This window comes from Kitasatospora sp. NPDC001159, assembly GCF_053598235.1.
This window is the reverse complement of record NZ_JBSFJV010000005.1, coordinates 14,572-31,313: the sequence shown is the minus strand read 5'-3', so window position 1 is coordinate 31,313 and position 16,742 is coordinate 14,572. Positions and strand designations below refer to the sequence as shown.

The following is a 16,742-nucleotide window of genomic DNA, read 5'->3' as shown; positions in this document are numbered from 1 at the left end:
ATCCCGCCCTTCCGTGTTCGGTGGGGCCCAGGTTAGCTACCTTCGCCGCCCCCGCCCCCGCCGTTGCAATGTGAAGCGCACCCTCCGGGGTTGATGGGTCCGCATCCGCCGGGGACGGGAGTGTGGGAGCACTGTGCGGCCACGGCCACCAGGGCGCGGGTCGGACCGACCCACAATTGGTGGTCGGGGGTGTACCCGGCCTGTTCGATGAGGGCGACGGTCCGCGCGAGAGCGTCGGGGTCGTGGCGCGCCAGGTCAGGACGCTCGGGGTAGTGGTGGACGAACCCGCCCAGCCGTTCGCACAGTCCGGCGTAGGAGCGGGTGTGGAGGATGAGGGCGTGCCATCCTTCGTCGACGACGTTGGACGGCGTGACGCGCACGGTGGGGAACGTGCCGACGGTGACGACGAACTTCAGCGCTTCGGTGACGATGCGTTCGGCGGTGTCGGCGAGCATTCCGGGGTGGTTGTCGATGCTCACCGTCCGCACAGCCTGCGAAGTCCCCGTCGACGGTCTGCTGGTCCGGCGCAACCATGGCCAGTAGATCCAGCGTGCCGATGGGGGCGTAAGTGCAGGCCTCCTCGATGCGGGCGGACGTAGGGTGCGAAGGGGCCTCATCGATCCGAGCCCGCCACTTGAGATCCAGCCCGAAGCTCCCCAGGCGTACCAAGAGTTCGGCCAGCGTGACGTAGCGTCGACCGGAAGCGCGGTCGTGCCAGGCCGCAAAGGTGACTGGCTGCACAGCGGCAGGACGTCTTGCATCCGGACCGGCTCCGTTCACTCGTGATGCATCAGCGGCTCCGTCACAGCTTGACCTCCGCTTGCCCTGTCCGCAGATCATTGTGAAGCGATCAGCCGGGCTCCGGAAGTCGGCCCGTCCGACTTCCTGCGCAACCACCGCCCGGCAACCCGCCGGCTGCGCCTCAGCGAAGCGAGTGACGCCAGTACCTCGGGTCAGGCGGACCGAAGTCCAGCCCGTTCTCATCGAGGGCGTTGAAAACGGTCAGTCGAGCCTCGGAGAAGACGAAGCTCACGGCAACGGTCCCCCGGGCAAGGTCGCTCCCCGTCCATTCGAGAAGCTCAAGGTCCCGCAACACCTGCCCTTGGAGGGACCACAGTTCGGGGTACGCCTCGTGCCGCCACCGCACGTCGAAGCCAGGCCAGCGAGCCGGCTCGTGGGGATCAATGGTGTTCCAGGTGATCGCCAGGTCGTCCAACTTGTAGTGGTTGACCTCGACCTGTTCCCCGTCGAAATCGAGCAGAACGGGGCCATCGGCGAACCATTCATCGTCTCGGACGTCCCAGGCCAACCAGGCCCGCGTCAGCGACCGCCCGATGAGCGTTCGCAGCCGTTGGCCCTGGGATGCCGCGACGGCGGAAAGCCCGTTGAGCCATTGGGGCCGGTAGTCCTCGATCCTGAACGCATCCACGCCAGGATCCTGCCATTCCTGCTTCCTCCGCCGCCGCCCCTGTCTGCGATCGCGGCTCAGGCAGGCCTCGGGGAGGCCGCCCGCCGGCTGCGGACGGCCTCCCCACCGGTACTACCGGATGAAGTTCACGTCGATCACCTGGTAGAAGGCGTGACCGGTGTCGGCCACCTCCCACACGCCGAGGATCACGTGATAGCCGGAACGCTCCGGCAGCTTGACCGAGTGCGGCTTGCTGAGGTGCGGGTCGTTGGAAGCGTCCGGCATGTCCTCGAACTTGATGTCGCCGTACGGCTTGTACGTCGCGAACGGCTCAGGCTCGAACTGGGCGCGGCTCAGCGGGACGCTCGGGTCCCAACCCTCCCGGGTCACGAAGTAGTTGTAGCGACGCGTCCGGTGCTTCTGCGAGAAGTTCCACTGGAAGGGAACCTCCGTGCCGGACGGCAGATCCACCTTCGGCCAGTCCCGCACCTCGTCGAGCACCGCGCCGGCCGGCTCACTCCCGCCGCTGGCGATCTTGCCGTCCGGCGGCACCGGCTTGGGTCCGCTCCTGACATCCCCCGGGGCGTCCGGGTCCTGCAACCCGACCTGGGTCGCCGGGAAGAACTTGCCCGCTTCCAGCCCGTTGGACGGCCAGCCGCCGTTGAAGTGGATGTCGGCGCGAGAGCGGGGATTCGTCATCCATCCGTGCCTGGGGGCCGCCTCGCCGTGATTCTTCGCAGCCATTTCCATCTCCTCTCCGAGTCGATGCGCAGGGCAAGGTCACGGCTGCTCAGCGGGCCGAAGCAGGCCCGACACATGAGCAGCCTCCGTTTGCCCGGCTGAGATTGATGCTTCGCAGGCTACTCACCGTGCACGGCTAAATCGCGCACGTCACCCATATGAGGCCGTCGTGTTGTAACCACCGTCCGGTCCTGCGTCATCAGTCGACCTCGCCCGGCGGGGCGAACACGCAGAACTCGTTCCCCTCGGGGTCCGCCAGCACATGCCACCGGATCTCGTCGTCGGGCGCCCGGAGCACCGTCGCCCCCAGGGCCGCCAGCCGGCCCGCGTCGCCCCACACATCAAGGTGCATCCGGTTCTTGACCGTCTTCGGCTCCGGCACCGGATTGATCCAGATCAACGGACCGTTCCCGACCGGATCGACGATCGGAACTCCCCACCCGTCCGGCAGCTCCACTCCATCGATCGACTGCCTGCGCACATATCCGATCGCCGCACACCACCAGTCGGCCAACCGCTGGTGATCGGTCGCATCCAGTGCCAGGTCCTTGAACCGCGCGGGCGCCGCACTCTCATCGCTCATGCGCACCACCAAAGCATCGATAACCCTTTCACCACACTGAATTGACGCTCAGCCAGGAACAGACCAGCGACCCGCGCACGTTGGGTCGGCATGGTGCCGATGGCAGGCCTGCTCTTCATGGCGATCCTGGTGATCGTGCCCTTCACACTGGCCTCGATCCGCCACCTCGTGGTGCGATCAGGCCACCCCGGCTGGCTGTCCCGCCGCCTCGCCGCCCGAACCCGCCCCGGCGGCACGGGCCTCGGCGCCACCGCGACCGAGGAGTTGCACGCCTTCTTCAACGCCAACAAGCGCGTCCAGATCGAACAGCGTCAGGCCCGACTCACGCTGCGCGACGACGAGCACGACGGTGCCCCGCCCCGTGCGGGCATCGACCTGGCCGCCGGCACCGCCGTCATCCCAGCGCGGCGCTAGCCCAGCCGAGACCTGCCTCTCCTCGTGGGAGCTCCGCCGCATTCACGACATCCCCGAGTGAGCGGGCCCCTGTCACCTCCTGCGCGGGAAGTCGGCCCACCCGACTTCCCGCGCCGCTCCGTGATCAGCCACCCGTGCGAGGGGCCGCCGTGTACCGCGATCCGCTGTCTCAGTCCTCGTCGTGCGCGACGACGGGCGGAACCGGGTGGAGGAGCGAGCCGGATGAGCGAACTCGCGCCCCGCCGACCGCTATCCGGTGCGGCGCTTGCGCGTGAAGTCCCGCTCGCCGAGCCGCCTGATCCGCCAGGCGGGCAGGGGTTTGCGCTCCTCCCGGGTGAGGAAGTGCGCCAGGTCGATCAGCATCCGCCGGACCTGCGCGATGGGGACGTCCGCCTGCTCCCACTGACTGAAGGTGGCGTGCAGCCGGACCCGATCGGCCGAGACGCGCTCCAGGAGGCAGCTCTCCACCCCCAGCCTCGTCGCCTCGCCGGCCTCGATCCTGAGCCACTCCAGCAGCACGGCCGACACCGTCCAGTCCGGCCCGCACTGGGCGACGAACTCGTCCGCCGCCCAGAAGAGCGACTCGTGCGTCCCCTCGGGCGCCCTGATCACGGTCCGGCTCATCGCCGGGGCGACCGCCCGTACCTCCCCGTCCTCGTCCTCGTCCCAGGCCGGGATCTCCTCCAGCCCGAACACCCACCGGTCCTCCGCCGGGCTCCCCTGCTCGTCCGCACGACTCATCCGCCCGACGATGCCAGACCCGGCGCCGGTCCGCCGGGAAACGGTTGGACCGGCGAATCGATCACATGCTCGACTTCCGGCATGAGTCTGTCTGTCGATGTCTTCACCACGGACGAGAGCGGCAAGTACCACGTCCTCGACGTCCCCGAGGGTTCCTCGGACCTCGCCGGCTTCGAGAGCTGGCGCACCACCGTCTGGGGTTCGGAGGCCGCCCGCGCCCTGGGCGCGCGGTTCTTCCCGCAACTGGCCGAGACCGATCTGCGCGTCGCCCCGGGCGACGTCCCGGAGTTCATCGAGGAGGTGCAACTGCTGCGGAACGACGCCGGGACGATCGCCGCCCGCTCAAGCTCGACCGTCGCGAACGGCGGCCTCGCCGAGACCATCGCCCGCCGCCTCGACCACATCCTCGACGCCGCCCAGCGCGCCCTGTCGGTCGGCGGCGGGGTGCTGATCTGGTAGTCGCGCCGGATCAACTCCGCCGGTAGTACGCCTCGATCGGCCCGCGCGCCGTCTCGAAGAGCGCCGGACCGTCCTGCGGCACCACCGGCCACGCGCCCGACTCCGGGTTGAGCTCGACGAGTTGCTCGGTCGCCAGCGCGAACACCACCCGCCCGAGGCCGGAGCGGACGATCGCGCCCGCGCACATGCCGCAGGGCTGGCAGCTGGTGTACATGGTCGTGCGGGCGGCCACTTCCGGGTCCAGCTCCCGGGCGGCCCAGCGGGCGAGCTTCAGCTCGGGGTGCGCGGTGATGTCGTCGTCCCGCCGGACGGTGTTGTGGGCCTCGGCCAGGACCGTCCCGTCCGGTCCGGCCAGCAGCGAGCCGTAGGGAGCGTCGCCCAGCTCGACCGCCCGGGCCGCGACCCCGATCGCGCGCCGCAGCAGCGCCTCGTCAGCAGTCGTGATCACGAGGCCTTCCTCCATTCCCCGGCCACCGCCCCGAGCGCCCGCCACGCGGCCTCGGGCCGGCGGGTCTCCTCCGGGTCCCCGTGGTAGGGATCCAACACCACCGCCTCCGCGCCGAGCTCGCGCAGCTCGCGGAGGTCCCCCACCACCTGCTCCAGGTCACCGACCCCGGCGGGCCGTTCCGGGTCGCCCACCGGGTGCTCCGTCAGCCGCAGCGCGATCCGCGGCGCGAACCCCGGCAGCGCGTGGCTCGCCAGCACCGACCGCATCCGCTCCACGGGCAGCCGCAACGGATGCCAGGCGTCACCGAACTCGACCGCCCGCCGGATCGCCGCCTCGCTGTGCCCGCCGACCCAGACCGGAGCAGCGGCACCGTCCCCCTGCTCCCGCCAGGCCTCCCGCACCGTACCCAGGTACTCGTCCGTCAGCCGCCCCCGCCTCCCGAACGGCACCCCGAGCGCGTCGAACTCCTGCCGCGCCCAGCCGACCCCGACCCCCAGCACGAACCGCCCGCCGCTGAGCCGGTGCAGGCTGCTCGCCATCCGGGCCACCAGCAGCGGGTTCCGGTACGGCAGCACCAGCACCGTCGTCCCCAGCCGCAGCCGCCGGTCGGTCACCCCGGCCAGCCACGACAGCGTCGCGAACGGGTCGAAGAACGGCTCCGGGTACCGCTCGGACACGTCCGCGGTCACGGCGACGTGGTCCGACACCATCAGCAGGTCGAACCCGGTCCCCTCCACCACCCCCGCCCATTCGCGCAGCACGCCGGGGTCGGTGCCCGGTCCGAAGTTCGGTACGTTGACGCCAAGTTGCATGCCCAGAGGCTATTCCCGGGCAGACCCCGCACGGAACCGAATCCTCCCGGCGGAAGCCAGCGCCCACCGCGAATCTCCCGGTAATATCGCCCGATGACCACGAATCTCGACGACACCGACTGGGCGATCATCGACCAGCTCCAGCAGGAGGCCCGGATCTCCCTCAGCGAGCTGGGCCGGCGGGTCAACCTGAGCCCCTCCGCCACCACCGAACGGGTGCGGAACCTGGAGTCGCTGGGCGTCATCACCGGCTACCGCGCCACCGTCGACCTGGCCAAGGTCGGCTACCCGGTGCTCGCCGTCGTCCGCCTGAAGTACCCGGGCAACCGCCACCAGCCGCTGCACCGCCTGCTCGCCGACCGCCGCGAGATCCTGGAGTGCCTGCGCACCACCGGCGACGACTGCTACACCCTCAAGGTGGCCGCGACCTCCATGGAGCACCTGGAGACCCTCGTCGACGAACTCGCCGGCTTCGGCAGCACCACCACGAGCGTCGTCTACAGCCAGCCCCTCCCCCGCCGCGGCCCGGCGCGACCCTGAGGCCCGTACGGCCGGGGCGGCGAACCGCTCCCGCAGCGCAGGACGTCGGCCGGTCCGGCTTCCTGCGCCGACGGTCACGACGGCGGGTCAGTCCTCCAGCTCGGCGAGGAAGTCCAGCGCCGCCGCCCAGGCGCGCTCCGCAGCCTCCTCGTCGTAGTCGGGCAGGTCCGCGCCGGTGAACAGGTGTCCGGCGCCCTGATAGCGGTGCACCTCGACCTCGGCGCCGGCCCGCCGCATCCGCAGGTACCAGGCGTTCAGCCAGTCCTCCGGCTCGTACGGGTCCGGGTCGGCCATGTGCAGCTGGACCGGGATCGAGGTCTCCGCGTCCTCCCGCAGGTCCGAGGTGCCGTGCAGGAGCAGCAGTCCGCGCGCCTTCTCGTCCGCGAGCGCCAGGTTCTGCGCGACCGCGCCGCCGAGCGAGAATCCGGCGTACACCAGCCCGCCCTCGGAGAACGGGGCGACCGCGGTCACCGCCCGCTTCAGCAGTTCGTCGCTGCCGCCGATCTCCTCCTGGTAGGCCTGTGCGGCCTCGGAGTCGTCGAAGGTCCGCCCTTCGAACAGGTCCGGGGTGTGCACGGTGTGCCCGGCGGCGCGCAGCCGGTCCGCGGCGGCGTGCACGGCCGGGCGCAGCCCGTGGGCGGAGTGGAAGAGGACGATCTGGGCCACGGTTCGAGGTCCTTCGGCGAATGAGATCAGGGGTACCCACCCATGATCCCGCATCCCCGCCCGACCGCCCGGCCGCCACAGTGCGACCAACGCGGAGAGGCCCCCGGCGGCCCTACCCGCCGGGGGCCGAGGCCCTGGTCAGGCCTGCGGGGTCCAGGCCGCGACCAGGTCGAGCAGCCCGGGGAAGCGGGCGTTGAGGTCGTCCACCCGGACGTGGCTGCGGCGCTCCAGCCCGTACTGGCGCTGGCGCGTCACCCCCGCCTCGCGCAGCGCCTTGAAGTGGTGCGTGAGCGAGGACTTGGGCCGGTCGAGACCGAACCAGCCGCAGGAGTGGTCGAAGTCCTCGGACTCCAGCAGGAGTTTGCGGACGATGGTGAGCCGCAGCGGGTCGCTGAGCGCACCCATGACGTGTTCCAGGCGCAGCTCCTCGACGGTCGGCTCGGCCAGCGGTTCGGGCAGGTCGGACGGCTCTGGGAGCACCTTGAAGGCGGGTGCGTGGGCCGTGGTCGTAGGCATAGGCAGCTCCTCAACTCCTCATAACTCGGTTCCTATGTAGTACGACTTGAATCGTACTGCATGCTAAGTTCGACTCGACTCGTACTGCTGGAGAGCCAACAGTCAGATCGGGAGGAACCGCCATGTCCGAGACCAGGACCGCACCCGTCCGGGCCGTCGAGGAGGTGCAGCGCACCACGACCGCCAAGGCCACCGCGACCGCCAAGGCCACCGCCGCCACCACCCCCGTCGCCGCCAAGCCCGCCACCCCGCTGTGGTGGGTATGGCTGGCCGCCTGGCCGGTCACCGCCGTCTTCGTCCTGTCGAACGCGGCCACGCCGCTGTACGTGCTGTGGCAGCACGACATCGGTTTCTCCAAGGGCACCCTGACCGTGGTGTTCGCGTTCTACATCGTCGGCCTGATCGGCTCGCTGCTGGTCTCCGGTGTGGTCTCCGACCGGGTCGGCCGCAAGCCCGTCCTGCTCCCGGCACTGGCACTCGGCCTCGCCGCCTGCCTGATCTTCGGAACGGCCACCAGCGTGGCCGCGCTGATCGTGGCGCGACTGTTCACCGGCATCGCGGTCGGCGCGGTCGTCTCGGCCGGTATGGCCGCGGTCACCGACGTGGCCGGACCCGAGCGCAAGCGGATCGCCGCCCTGCTCGCCTCCTGCGCGATGGTCTTCGGCGCCGGCCTCGGCCCGCTGCTCGCCGGTGTGCTCTCCGAGCTGGCCCCCGGGCCGACGGTCACCGTGTTCATCGTCGAGGCCGTGGTCCTGGCCAGCGCCGTGCTGGTCGTGCTGCGGATGCCGGTGCGTCGCCCCGAGAACCGCGGCAAGGGCGCCTGGATCCGGGTGCCCGGCGTCCCGAGCGGCAACGGCCGTCAGCTCGCCCTCGGCATCGCGGTCTTCGCCCCCGGCATCACCGCCACCTCGTTCGTGCTCTCGCTCGGCCCCTCGCTGCTGTCCGGTCTGCTCGGCACCACCAACCGGATCGTCGCCGGCGCCATGGCCTTCGTGATGTTCCTGACCGCCACCGGCGTGCAGTTCGCCGTCCAGAAGCTGCGCCGCCGCACCATCCTGACGGCCGGCGCGGTGAGCACCACGCTGAGCATGGTCGCGCTGATCATCGCGGTGCACTCCGAGGCGGTCGCGGTCCTGATCACCGCCGCGCTGCTGGCCGGCGCCGGCCAGGGCATGGGCCAGCTCGGCGGCCTGTCGCTGCTCAACTCCACCATCGCGCCGCAGCGGCTCGCCGAGGCCAACGCCGCCCTCAACGTGGGCGGTTACATCCCGGCCGGCATCCTGCCGGTCTCGGCCGGCTACCTCAGCGACGCGGTGGGCCTGACCAACGGCGCCACGATCTTCGGCGCCGTCCTGACCGCCCTCGCGGTGATCGGCGGCCTGGTGGTCCTCTCCACCAAGCGCCAGGTGACGGACCCGGCCTGACCGGCCGTACGAGACAGCGCGCCCTCCCGGGGGGCGGAGCACCGGCTGCCCAGCGGTGCTCCGCCCCCGGGCGTCTGCCGTTCACGGCGGCTGAACGTCCACCGTTCACGCCCGACGAACGGCCGCCGAACCGCCGCCGTTCACGACAGGCGGGCGCGACGCGGACGGAGCGGCTCACTCCGTCCGCATCGCCCGGAACAGCAGATCGCTCAGATCCCGCCAACGGGCCACCACGTCGGCCCGTCCGCTGAGAACGTCGGAGACGTGCTGCGAACCGAAGAACGCCGACACCAGGGAGCGCGCCGCGCGCCCCGGCACCACGTCGGCGCGCAGTTCGCCCGCCTCCTGCGCGGAGGTCAGCAGCGACTCCAGCAGAGAGACCCAGTCGACGTACGGGGTGGGCAACTCGACGTCGATCTGCGGCCGTTCGATCTGCAGCCGGGCACCGGCCTGCACGATCACGTCGTCCTGGAACGCGACGGCCGCCCGGTCCAGCATCCGGGCGGCGGTCTCCAGGGGGCCGAGCTCCTCCCGGGCGACCTCATCGAGCAGTTTCGGCCAACGTGCGTAGTGCTCCTCCACGATCGCCACGGCCAGTGCTTCCTTGGTCGGGTAGTGGAAGTACACGGCGCCCTTGGTCATCTCGACCCGGTCGGCGACGTCCTTGACCGACGTCTGGCGGAAACCCCGCTCGGTGAAGAGCTCGGCGGCCCCGATCAGGACCCGCTGCCGGGTCCTGACGGAGCGCTCCTGCTTGGGGTCGGAACCCCGCCGAACTGGGGTTTTGAGCGGGGAGAAGACAATGGCTTGCGGCTCCGGCATGCGGGGAACTCTCCGTCGTCGGTCGGCATGGCGCCGTGATGGGTGGGCAGTGTGGTGCGGGTGGGTCGTGTTCGGTCGTGTTCGATGACAAAAAACTTACCCCTCAAGATTCCTTCCTGAAGGTATATTTCCCGACGTCGCCACGTGCCGCGTCGGGACGATACCGGCGCATGGGCTGGCACGGCGAGCCAGGAGGGGGATCTGCTCATGCACGTCGTACCTGGACTTGAACTGATGACCGGCCGTCCGGGGCCGGAGCACCACTGGAAGACCATGGAGTTCGAGCGCCGCGTCCCGCGGGCGTCCGTCCACAAGGCGGCCGACGCGGAGGTGCTGCTCACGGACGCGCAGCGGCTCGGCGCCGACCGGTTCGCGGTCGCGGCCCGCTGGGACCGGGACCACTACATGGCCGACCACGGCGGCCCCGCAGCCGACCCCGTGATGCTGGTGGAGACCACCCGCCAGACCGCCATCCACCTGTCCCACCGCTTCCTCGACATCCCGTACGGCATGCCGTTCGTGCTGAGCGAGGCCTCCGTCGACCTCACCGAGGCGCTCCCCCCGGTGGGCCCGGAGCACCTCACCGTCGGGCTCGACGTCATCTGCCGCCGCCCCGCCGAGGGCGCCCGGCGTCTGCGCCTGGAGCTGGAGGCCGACGTCCTGGTCCGGCACCGAGCGGTCGGTAGAACCCGGCTGCGCTGGGAGCCGATGGAGCCCAGCCGCTACACCATGCTGCGCCACCGCGGCCGCGAGCCCCACGCCTCGGCGCTACCCGAGCCGCCCCGGATCGCGCTGTCGCCGGCCACCGTCGGCCAGCGCACCGAGCGGGACGTCCTGATCGCCGCCGACCCGGTGCGGGCGAACGCCTGGTGGCTGCGGCTCGACCTGGACCACCCGGTGCTGTTCGACCACGAGTCCGACCACGTGCCGGGCATGGCGCTGGTCGAGGCGTTCCGGCAGGTCGGCCGGGTCGCCGCAGCGGACCACCGGCCGGGCGCCAGCGGCGTCACGCTGCTCACGGTGGAGTTCACCGCCTTCGGCGAGCTGGACGCGCCGGTGGCGATCACCGCCGAGCCCGCCGGCCTCGGCGTCTTCACCCTGCGCGCCCACCAGGGCGAGCGGGAACTCGCCCGCGCCACGGTCCGCTGCGGCGCGGTCGAGCCGGTCCGGACCCTGCTGGGGGCGGCGTGCTGAACGCCCCCGCGGCCCCCCACCGGGCCACCGCCCGCGCCACCGCCTGGACCACCGACCTGACCACCCCGCTGACCACCGACCTGACGGCCGCCGACCAACCGCAGGATGGCCGGAACACAGCCGGCCCCCAGGAGGCGTTGAACCTGCTCGCCAAGCTCGCACGTCATGACGCCCACACCGCCGAGGAGCAGCGCAGGCTCACCCCGCAGGTCGCCGATGCCCTGGTCGACGCGGGCTTCCCGCGCCACTTCGTCCCGGCCCGCTGGGGCGGTGCGGCCGGGAGCTTCGCCGGCCTGCTCGCCGACGCCTCGGCCGCCGCCGAGGCCTGCGCCGCCACCGGCTGGTGCGCCGCCCTGTTCGCGGCGCACGGCCGACTGGCCGCCTACCTGCCCGAACAGGGGCAGCGGGACCTCTGGGCGGACGGCCCGGACGTCCGGATCGCCGCCTCGATCGTCCCGCCGCAGGGCCGTGCCACCGAGGTGGCCGACGGCTGGCGGCTGGACGGCGAGTGGCGCACCGCCAGCGGTGTCGACCACGCCGAGTGGGTGCTGCTGGCCTCCTGGACCCTGGGGCCGGACGGCATCCGGGAGCACCGGATCTTCGCCGTGCCGCGCGCCGAGCTGACCGTCCGGGACACCTGGGACCCGGTCGGCCTGCGGGGCAGCGGCAGCAACAGCGTGGTCGGCGACGGGGTGGTCGTCCCGGCGCACCGCTCGTTCACCCTGAGCGCGCTGCTGAGCCCGCTGCCCGACGCGGCCCGCTGCCACCGCGTCCCGTACCCGATGGTCGCCGGCCTGATCTTCGCGGCACCGGCGCTGGGTGCGGCCAGGGCGGCGCTGCAGGCCTGGACGGACGAGTGCGGGCCGACCGCGCCGGGCAAGCCCGGCCGGAGCCTGCTGCTCGCCCGCACCTCCGCGCAGATCCACGCGGCGGGCCTGCTGCTGGAGCACGCCGCCGACCGCGCGGACCGGGGCGCGGTCACGCCGCTCTCGGTGGCCGAGAACCGCCGGGACGCGGCCGCCGCGGCCGCCATGTGCCGGGAGGCGGTGGACGAGCTCTTCCACGCCTCCGGCATGCGCGGCCAGTCCTCGGACAGCCGGGTGCAGCGCGCCTGGCGGGACGTCACGACCGCCGCCGGGCACGGCGCCCTGGACCTCGAAACGGCGGCCGGGGCGTACGCGGACGCGGCCCTGGCGAACCGGGGTGCCCGTTGACCGGAGCGGCCCTGCGGGTGCGCCCGGCCCTCGCCTTCTTCGATGTCGACGAGACCGTGATCGCCGAGAAGAGCCCGGTCGCGTTCTGGCGGTACTGGCAGGACCGGCACCCCGGCCGGGTCGCCGCCGACCTCCCGGACCTGTCGTCCGAGGTCGCGGCGGCCCCCGACCGCGAGGCGCTGAACCGCCGCTACTACCGGCGCTACGCCGGCGTGCCGCTGGCCGAGCTGGAGGCGGCCGGCCGGCGCTGGTACGGGGAGTACCGCCTCGGCGGTACGGCCTTCGTGCTGCCCGCGCTCGCCGCCGTCGCCGAGCACCGGGCGGCGGGCCGCGGGGTCGTGCTGGTCTCGGGCTCGATGCGCCCTCTCCTGGCCGCGCTGGCCGAGGAGTTGGGCGCGACCCTGGTCTGCACCGAACTGCTGGTGGACGCCGACGGGGTGTTGACCGGCGAGGTGCGGCGTCCGATGATCGGGCAGGCCAAGGCCGAGGCCGCGGTCCGGCTGATGCGCGAGCACGGCGCGGACCCGGCCGACTGCTTCGCGTACGGGGACCACGAGAGCGACCTCGCCCTGCTGCGCGCGGTGGGGCGGCCGGTGGTGGTGGGGGACTCCCCGCTGCTGAACGAGGAGGCGGGACGCTTCGGCTGGCCGGTGACCCCGGCCCGCCGGGGGCCGTTGGAGGCGGGACACGCGTGATCAGCTCGGCGGACCGGAAGACTGCGATAACATTCCGTCCCGATGGTATGTATGTGCTCTCGTTAACTACGGAGGGCACACACATGGCCAAACAGGAACGGGCGCGACGCACACGGGAGAAGATCCTGACGGCCGCGGCGGAGGTGTTCGCCTCACAGGGCTACAGCAGCACCACGCTCAACGCGGTGGCCGAGCGCATCGGCATGACCAAGGGCGCGCTGTACGGGCACTTCCCCTCGAAGAGGTCGTTGGCCGGGGTTCTGATCAACGAGTCCCGGCACACCTGGACGAGTCTGCGGGCCGAGTACGACGCCCCGGGCGCCGACCCGGGGGGCGTCCTGGAACGCGTCGTAGCGGGTTTCGCCGGCCGGCTGCAGTCTGACGTGCGGCTGCGGGCCGCGCTCCGGCTCGCGGCCGACTGCCCGAACCTGGCGCAGTCGCTCTCCGGTGTCCTCGTCGAGATGCACAACGCCCTGACGGAACTGGTCCGCCGGGCCCAGCGCGGCAGCGGCTTCCCCGGGCACTCGCCGCAGCTGGTCGCCGCCTTGCTGATGATCGTGATGTACGGCCTGCTGAACGCGCCCGCCGGGTGCGCCGAGATCGCGGGCGCGCCCGGCGGGGAGCCGCTGTGGCGGCTGTTGTTCACGGCGCTGACGGGGAACGGAGGACCGAACTCCGCATGCCCCCAGGGCGGTCCCGCTCCAGGGCCCGCCGCAGGCCCCGCCCCGGGCTCTGCGGCAGGCCCTGCCCCGGGCCCTGTTTCAGGGCCGTAAAAAATACCTTCTAGAACGAATTCTTGTGTCATGCTGCACCAGCGGCCCCGACGCGCGCGGGGCCCGCTCGAAGCACAACCCCTGCGCGGGGCAGGGACGACACCGCTCGGGACGACCCTTTGGAGGAAGCGGATGAGCGTGCTGGACGAGTGGACGGGCCAACGTGCCTCGACACGCGCGGACCTCGACGCACCCGGACCGGATCCGGCCGATGACGTCCTGCTCCGCGCGATGACCGACGCAAGGGAAGTCGACGATTTCGACATGCGACACCTCCGGTATTTCCTGACCGTGGTCCGCGCCGGAACCGTCTCGGCCGCCGCCCAGGAACTCCGGATCTCCCAGCCGAGCCTCAGCCAGCAAATTCGACGACTGGAACAGAGAATCGGCGCCGCACTGTTCATCCGAAGTTCCCGCGGCGTTGAACTCACGACCGGCGGCCGGGCATTCCTCCGGGAAATCCAGGGAATTCCCGGCCAGCTCCGCTCGGCCATCGCCGCCGTCGCCCCCGCGCCGCAGGTGTGGCCCGTCGGGGTGTGCGGCGGGGTGCCGGCCGAGGTCCTGATCGAGGTGCAGCACGGCCTGTCCGGACGCCGCACCCACAACGGCCACCAGACCGCCCACCAGCCCGGCGCGAAGCTGCGGATGCGCTCGGTGGACGCGGCCGACCAGGGCGAGCTGCTGCGGCACGGCGAGATCGCCTTCGGCATCGTGCGCCTGCCGATCCCGGTGCCGCACGTGGTCTGCGCCGTGGTCCGGGACGAGCCGCTCGGCGTCGTGATGGCGCGCGAGCACCCGCTCGCCGCCCGGCCGGAACTGACCCTGCGGGACCTCAACCGGCAGCGTCTGCTCTGGTACGACGAGGGCTGCGCGCCCGGGTTCGCCGAGTCCGTACCCGCGCACCTGGCCCGACTCGGCTGGAACACCGTGCTGCACCCGGCCGACCAGGACCAGCCGGCCCTGTTCCTGCACGCGCTGCGGACCACCCCGGACCTGGTGGCCCTGCGTCCGCGGCGCGCCGTGGAGCGGGAGCCCCACCTGGTATGGCGGCCGCTGCCGGCCCCCAGACCGCCGCGCGAGCGCCTCGCCGTCACCGCGGTGCGGGGCAGCCACACCGCCCACGTCCTGCAGGAGGTGGCCGCCGAGCGCGGCTGGCTGTTCCTCGCCGAGTAATCCCCCTGCCGGTTCGGGCGCGCACACCGTGTTCGAACCGGCCCCTGGCCGGCGTGTGATCCGGGTCTCCCCCGCCCGGATCACACGCCTTTCGCGTTTCCGTGCCCCCCGGTGTCCAGCCGATATAGCACTGGCTTATGGCGGTCACACGGTTTACGTCTTGGACGCCGTTCGAATCCCACGGCTAATGTCTTCACCAGAGCGCAGCACCGGGCAACACGGCTCGACCAGCCCAGCTCAGCACAAAGCAGCTCAGCGCAACGCGGGCCCCCTTCCGAAACGGTTCCGATCCGTGGAATACCCCGCCCCGCCGCGCGGAATTCAACGTCGAATTCGCCGCGCCACCCGTCCTCCTCGGCCCGCCGGGCCGTGCCATGCCATCGAACCGGACCAAGGGAGCATCGTGATCTCGACCAAGCTGACGGAACTGCTCGGCATCGACCACCCGGTCGTCTGCGCCCCGATGGGCGGCGTGACCGGCGGACGACTCGCCGGCGCCGTGACGGCGGCGGGCGGTCTCGGCCTCGTCGGCGTCAGCTACGGCGACGCGGCGTTCATCGACGAGCACCTGCCGCAGGCCGCCGAGACCGGCGGCGTCTGGGGCGTCGGGTGCGTCATGTTCACCTTCGACGAGCGGCCCGGCCTGTGGGACAAGGTGCTCGGCTACGCCCCGCCGGTCGTGGAGCTCTCCTTCGGCAGCGCCACCCAGGTACAGAAGTACGTGGCCTCCGCGACCGAGGCCGGCTCCAAGGTCGTCGTCCAGGTGCACGACCCCGCCCAGGCCGCCGTCGCCCTGCGGGCCGGCGCCCATGTGATCGTCGCCCAGGGCGCCGAGGCCGGCGGCCACCACGCGTCCCGCGCCACCCTGCCCCTGATCCCGGCCGTCCTGGACGTCACCCAGGGTCTGGTGCCGGTGGTCGCGGCCGGCGGCTTCGCGGACGGCCGCGGCCTCGCGGCGGCCCTCGCGCTCGGCGCCGACGGCGTGATGATGGGCACCCGCTTCGCCGCGACCGAGGAGTCGATGGCCTCCCCCGGCTTCAGGTCCCACCTGGTCTCCGCCGGCACCGCCGACACCGTCAACACCCGCTCCTTCGACGTCGTGCGCGGCATCCCGTGGGACCAGGTCTACACCGCCCGCGCCGTCGTCAACGACTTCACCCGCACCTGGACCGGCCGGGACACCGAACTGGCCTCCCGCCGGGGCGAGATCGAGCCCGCGTGGAACGCCGCCGTCGCCCGCGACGACACCACCCAGCGCGCCATGCTCGTCGGCGAGAACCTCGACCAGATCCAGGACATCCAGCCCGCCGCCCAGGTCGTCCACAACGTCGTGGCCGACGCGGAGCGGATCCTCTCCGGGCTCTCCCGGCACCTCGGCGTCCCCACCTCCTGAGCCTGCCGCCCCTCCCCCGTACCCCCACACGCCCCAACCACCTGATCCATCCACACGACCCGGAGAATCCGTTGATCCACGTCCTGACCCTCACCTACCTGACCCCGCGTGAGACCGTCCTCGCCCACATGGCCGAGCACAAGGCCTGGCTGCGCGAGCACGGCGACCAGGGCCGCATCCTGCTCAGCGGCCCCCGGCCGGACGGCGGCGCGGTCGTCATCACCGCCGACCTCGACGACATCCAGGTGCGCGAGCTCATCGAGAGCGACCCCTGGCACAAGCTGGGCATCGCCTCGTACGCCCAGCTCTCCTTCGAGGGCCGCAACGCGAGCCCCGGCGTGATCACCTCCCCGGTCCAGGACGACGGCGTCCTGCTGATCAACGTGGCCACCACCGACGACGCGCCCGCCAGCGTGGACGCGCTCGCCCTGGCCGTCGACCACGTCGCCGCCACTGCCGACGGCTTCCGCGGCTCCCGCCTGCTGACCAGCGTCGACGGCGACGCCATGGTCAACTTCGCGGCCTGGTCGAGCCAGGCGGAGTTCGACGCGATCTTCCAGGACCCGGAGTTCATGCGCCGCTACCAGGCCTTCGCCGAGACCACCACCGGCGCCAAGTTCCGGCTCTACCGCACCAGCCGGGTGATCACGCCCAACCGCTGAGCCGCGCGCTGTCCCACGAGAGCCCCGTGAGCACCCCTCAGGCAACCCCTCGGGAAACCCCGAG

21 protein-coding genes are annotated in these 16,742 nt (G+C 71.9%); 11 read left to right on the top strand and 10 right to left on the bottom strand.

Translation table 11 applies throughout. The features are described 5' to 3' along the window. Positions 1 to 32: 32 nt before the first annotated feature. The 4 genes from ACWC9T_RS04305 to ACWC9T_RS04290 all read right to left on the bottom strand — a co-directional run bounded on the left by ACWC9T_RS04305 (position 33) and on the right by ACWC9T_RS04290 (position 2,732). Positions 33 to 479 (bottom strand): glycine-rich domain-containing protein, encoded by a 447-nt coding sequence (locus tag ACWC9T_RS04305; protein WP_449819522.1) that lies wholly within the window; start codon positions 477 to 479, stop codon positions 33 to 35. Between the two features lie 443 nt (positions 480 to 922). Beyond that, entirely contained in the window at positions 923 to 1,429 is a 507-nt protein-coding gene (locus tag ACWC9T_RS04300; RefSeq protein WP_449819521.1) for a hypothetical protein, read from the bottom strand. Between the two features lie 111 nt (positions 1,430 to 1,540). Next, the gene (locus tag ACWC9T_RS04295; protein WP_449819520.1) at positions 1,541 to 2,107 is read right to left on the bottom strand and encodes a lytic polysaccharide monooxygenase auxiliary activity family 9 protein; all 567 of its coding nucleotides are present in this window, start codon (positions 2,105 to 2,107) and stop codon (positions 1,541 to 1,543) included. 241 nt (positions 2,108 to 2,348) lie between these two features. Continuing rightward, positions 2,349 to 2,732 (bottom strand): VOC family protein, encoded by a 384-nt coding sequence (locus ACWC9T_RS04290; protein ID WP_449819519.1) that lies wholly within the window; start codon positions 2,730 to 2,732, stop codon positions 2,349 to 2,351. Positions 2,733 to 2,822: 90 nt separating this feature from the next. Here ACWC9T_RS04290 and ACWC9T_RS04285 point away from each other — a divergent pair, with 90 nt between their 5' ends. After that, positions 2,823 to 3,146 (top strand): DUF6191 domain-containing protein, encoded by a 324-nt coding sequence (locus tag ACWC9T_RS04285; RefSeq protein ID WP_449819518.1) that lies wholly within the window; start codon positions 2,823 to 2,825, stop codon positions 3,144 to 3,146. A gap of 249 nt (positions 3,147 to 3,395) precedes the next feature. On the opposite strand, the gene ACWC9T_RS04280 is transcribed toward ACWC9T_RS04285, so the two are convergent. After that, positions 3,396 to 3,887 carry a hypothetical protein gene (locus tag ACWC9T_RS04280; RefSeq protein WP_449819517.1) on the bottom strand — a complete coding sequence of 164 codons (492 nt, stop codon included), beginning with the start codon at positions 3,885 to 3,887 and terminating at the stop codon, positions 3,396 to 3,398. Positions 3,888 to 3,968: 81 nt separating this feature from the next. On the opposite strand from ACWC9T_RS04280, the gene ACWC9T_RS04275 reads away from it, so the two are divergent. Further along, the gene (locus tag ACWC9T_RS04275; RefSeq protein WP_449819516.1) at positions 3,969 to 4,346 is read left to right on the top strand and encodes a hypothetical protein; all 378 of its coding nucleotides are present in this window, start codon (positions 3,969 to 3,971) and stop codon (positions 4,344 to 4,346) included. A 10-nt stretch (positions 4,347 to 4,356) separates the two neighbouring features. On the opposite strand, the gene ACWC9T_RS04270 is transcribed toward ACWC9T_RS04275, so the two are convergent. After that, positions 4,357 to 4,794 (bottom strand): nucleoside deaminase, encoded by a 438-nt coding sequence (locus ACWC9T_RS04270; RefSeq protein ID WP_449819515.1) that lies wholly within the window; start codon positions 4,792 to 4,794, stop codon positions 4,357 to 4,359. Beyond that, positions 4,791 to 5,606 carry an LLM class flavin-dependent oxidoreductase gene (locus ACWC9T_RS04265; protein ID WP_449819514.1) on the bottom strand — a complete coding sequence of 272 codons (816 nt, stop codon included), beginning with the start codon at positions 5,604 to 5,606 and terminating at the stop codon, positions 4,791 to 4,793. Before ACWC9T_RS04265 ends, ACWC9T_RS04270 begins: the two co-directional genes overlap by 4 nt. A gap of 93 nt (positions 5,607 to 5,699) precedes the next feature. Between ACWC9T_RS04265 and ACWC9T_RS04260 the strand changes: the two genes are divergently transcribed. Beyond that, on the top strand, positions 5,700 to 6,146 hold the full coding sequence (locus ACWC9T_RS04260; protein ID WP_449819513.1) for an Lrp/AsnC family transcriptional regulator: 447 nt from the start codon (positions 5,700 to 5,702) through the stop codon (positions 6,144 to 6,146). 87 nt (positions 6,147 to 6,233) lie between these two features. On the opposite strand, the gene ACWC9T_RS04255 is transcribed toward ACWC9T_RS04260, so the two are convergent. Both ACWC9T_RS04255 and ACWC9T_RS04250 read right to left on the bottom strand, forming a co-directional pair. Next, the gene (locus tag ACWC9T_RS04255; protein ID WP_449819512.1) at positions 6,234 to 6,812 is read right to left on the bottom strand and encodes a dienelactone hydrolase family protein; all 579 of its coding nucleotides are present in this window, start codon (positions 6,810 to 6,812) and stop codon (positions 6,234 to 6,236) included. Positions 6,813 to 6,950: 138 nt separating this feature from the next. After that, complete coding sequence (locus tag ACWC9T_RS04250; RefSeq protein ID WP_449819511.1) at positions 6,951 to 7,328, bottom strand: ArsR/SmtB family transcription factor; 378 nt, start codon at positions 7,326 to 7,328, stop codon at positions 6,951 to 6,953. A gap of 122 nt (positions 7,329 to 7,450) precedes the next feature. Between ACWC9T_RS04250 and ACWC9T_RS04245 the strand changes: the two genes are divergently transcribed. After that, the gene (locus ACWC9T_RS04245; RefSeq protein ID WP_449819510.1) at positions 7,451 to 8,752 is read left to right on the top strand and encodes an MFS transporter; all 1,302 of its coding nucleotides are present in this window, start codon (positions 7,451 to 7,453) and stop codon (positions 8,750 to 8,752) included. Positions 8,753 to 8,926: 174 nt separating this feature from the next. On the opposite strand, the gene ACWC9T_RS04240 is transcribed toward ACWC9T_RS04245, so the two are convergent. Continuing rightward, a complete protein-coding gene (locus ACWC9T_RS04240) occupies positions 8,927 to 9,574 on the bottom strand; it encodes a ScbR family autoregulator-binding transcription factor (protein ID WP_449819509.1) in 648 nt (215 codons plus the stop codon). 207 nt (positions 9,575 to 9,781) lie between these two features. Between ACWC9T_RS04240 and ACWC9T_RS04235 the strand changes: the two genes are divergently transcribed. The 7 genes from ACWC9T_RS04235 (at position 9,782) to ACWC9T_RS04205 (ending at position 16,678) form a co-directional block, all read left to right on the top strand. Next, on the top strand, positions 9,782 to 10,768 hold the full coding sequence (locus ACWC9T_RS04235; protein WP_449819508.1) for a ScbA/BarX family gamma-butyrolactone biosynthesis protein: 987 nt from the start codon (positions 9,782 to 9,784) through the stop codon (positions 10,766 to 10,768). Then, entirely contained in the window at positions 10,762 to 11,982 is a 1,221-nt protein-coding gene (locus tag ACWC9T_RS04230; RefSeq protein WP_449819507.1) for an oxidoreductase, read from the top strand. The genes ACWC9T_RS04235 and ACWC9T_RS04230 overlap by 7 nt, the downstream gene beginning before the upstream one ends. Further along, positions 11,979 to 12,677 carry an HAD family hydrolase gene (locus ACWC9T_RS04225; protein ID WP_449819506.1) on the top strand — a complete coding sequence of 233 codons (699 nt, stop codon included), beginning with the start codon at positions 11,979 to 11,981 and terminating at the stop codon, positions 12,675 to 12,677. The genes ACWC9T_RS04230 and ACWC9T_RS04225 overlap by 4 nt, the downstream gene beginning before the upstream one ends. Before the next feature lie 83 nt (positions 12,678 to 12,760). Further along, on the top strand, positions 12,761 to 13,450 hold the full coding sequence (locus ACWC9T_RS04220; protein WP_449819505.1) for a TetR family transcriptional regulator: 690 nt from the start codon (positions 12,761 to 12,763) through the stop codon (positions 13,448 to 13,450). 264 nt (positions 13,451 to 13,714) lie between these two features. Continuing rightward, positions 13,715 to 14,623 (top strand): LysR family transcriptional regulator, encoded by a 909-nt coding sequence (locus ACWC9T_RS04215; RefSeq protein WP_449819504.1) that lies wholly within the window; start codon positions 13,715 to 13,717, stop codon positions 14,621 to 14,623. 403 nt (positions 14,624 to 15,026) lie between these two features. Further along, positions 15,027 to 16,016 (top strand): NAD(P)H-dependent flavin oxidoreductase, encoded by a 990-nt coding sequence (locus tag ACWC9T_RS04210; RefSeq protein ID WP_449819503.1) that lies wholly within the window; start codon positions 15,027 to 15,029, stop codon positions 16,014 to 16,016. A 71-nt stretch (positions 16,017 to 16,087) separates the two neighbouring features. After that, positions 16,088 to 16,678 (top strand): YciI family protein, encoded by a 591-nt coding sequence (locus tag ACWC9T_RS04205; RefSeq protein ID WP_449819502.1) that lies wholly within the window; start codon positions 16,088 to 16,090, stop codon positions 16,676 to 16,678. Positions 16,679 to 16,742: the final 64 nt, after the last annotated feature.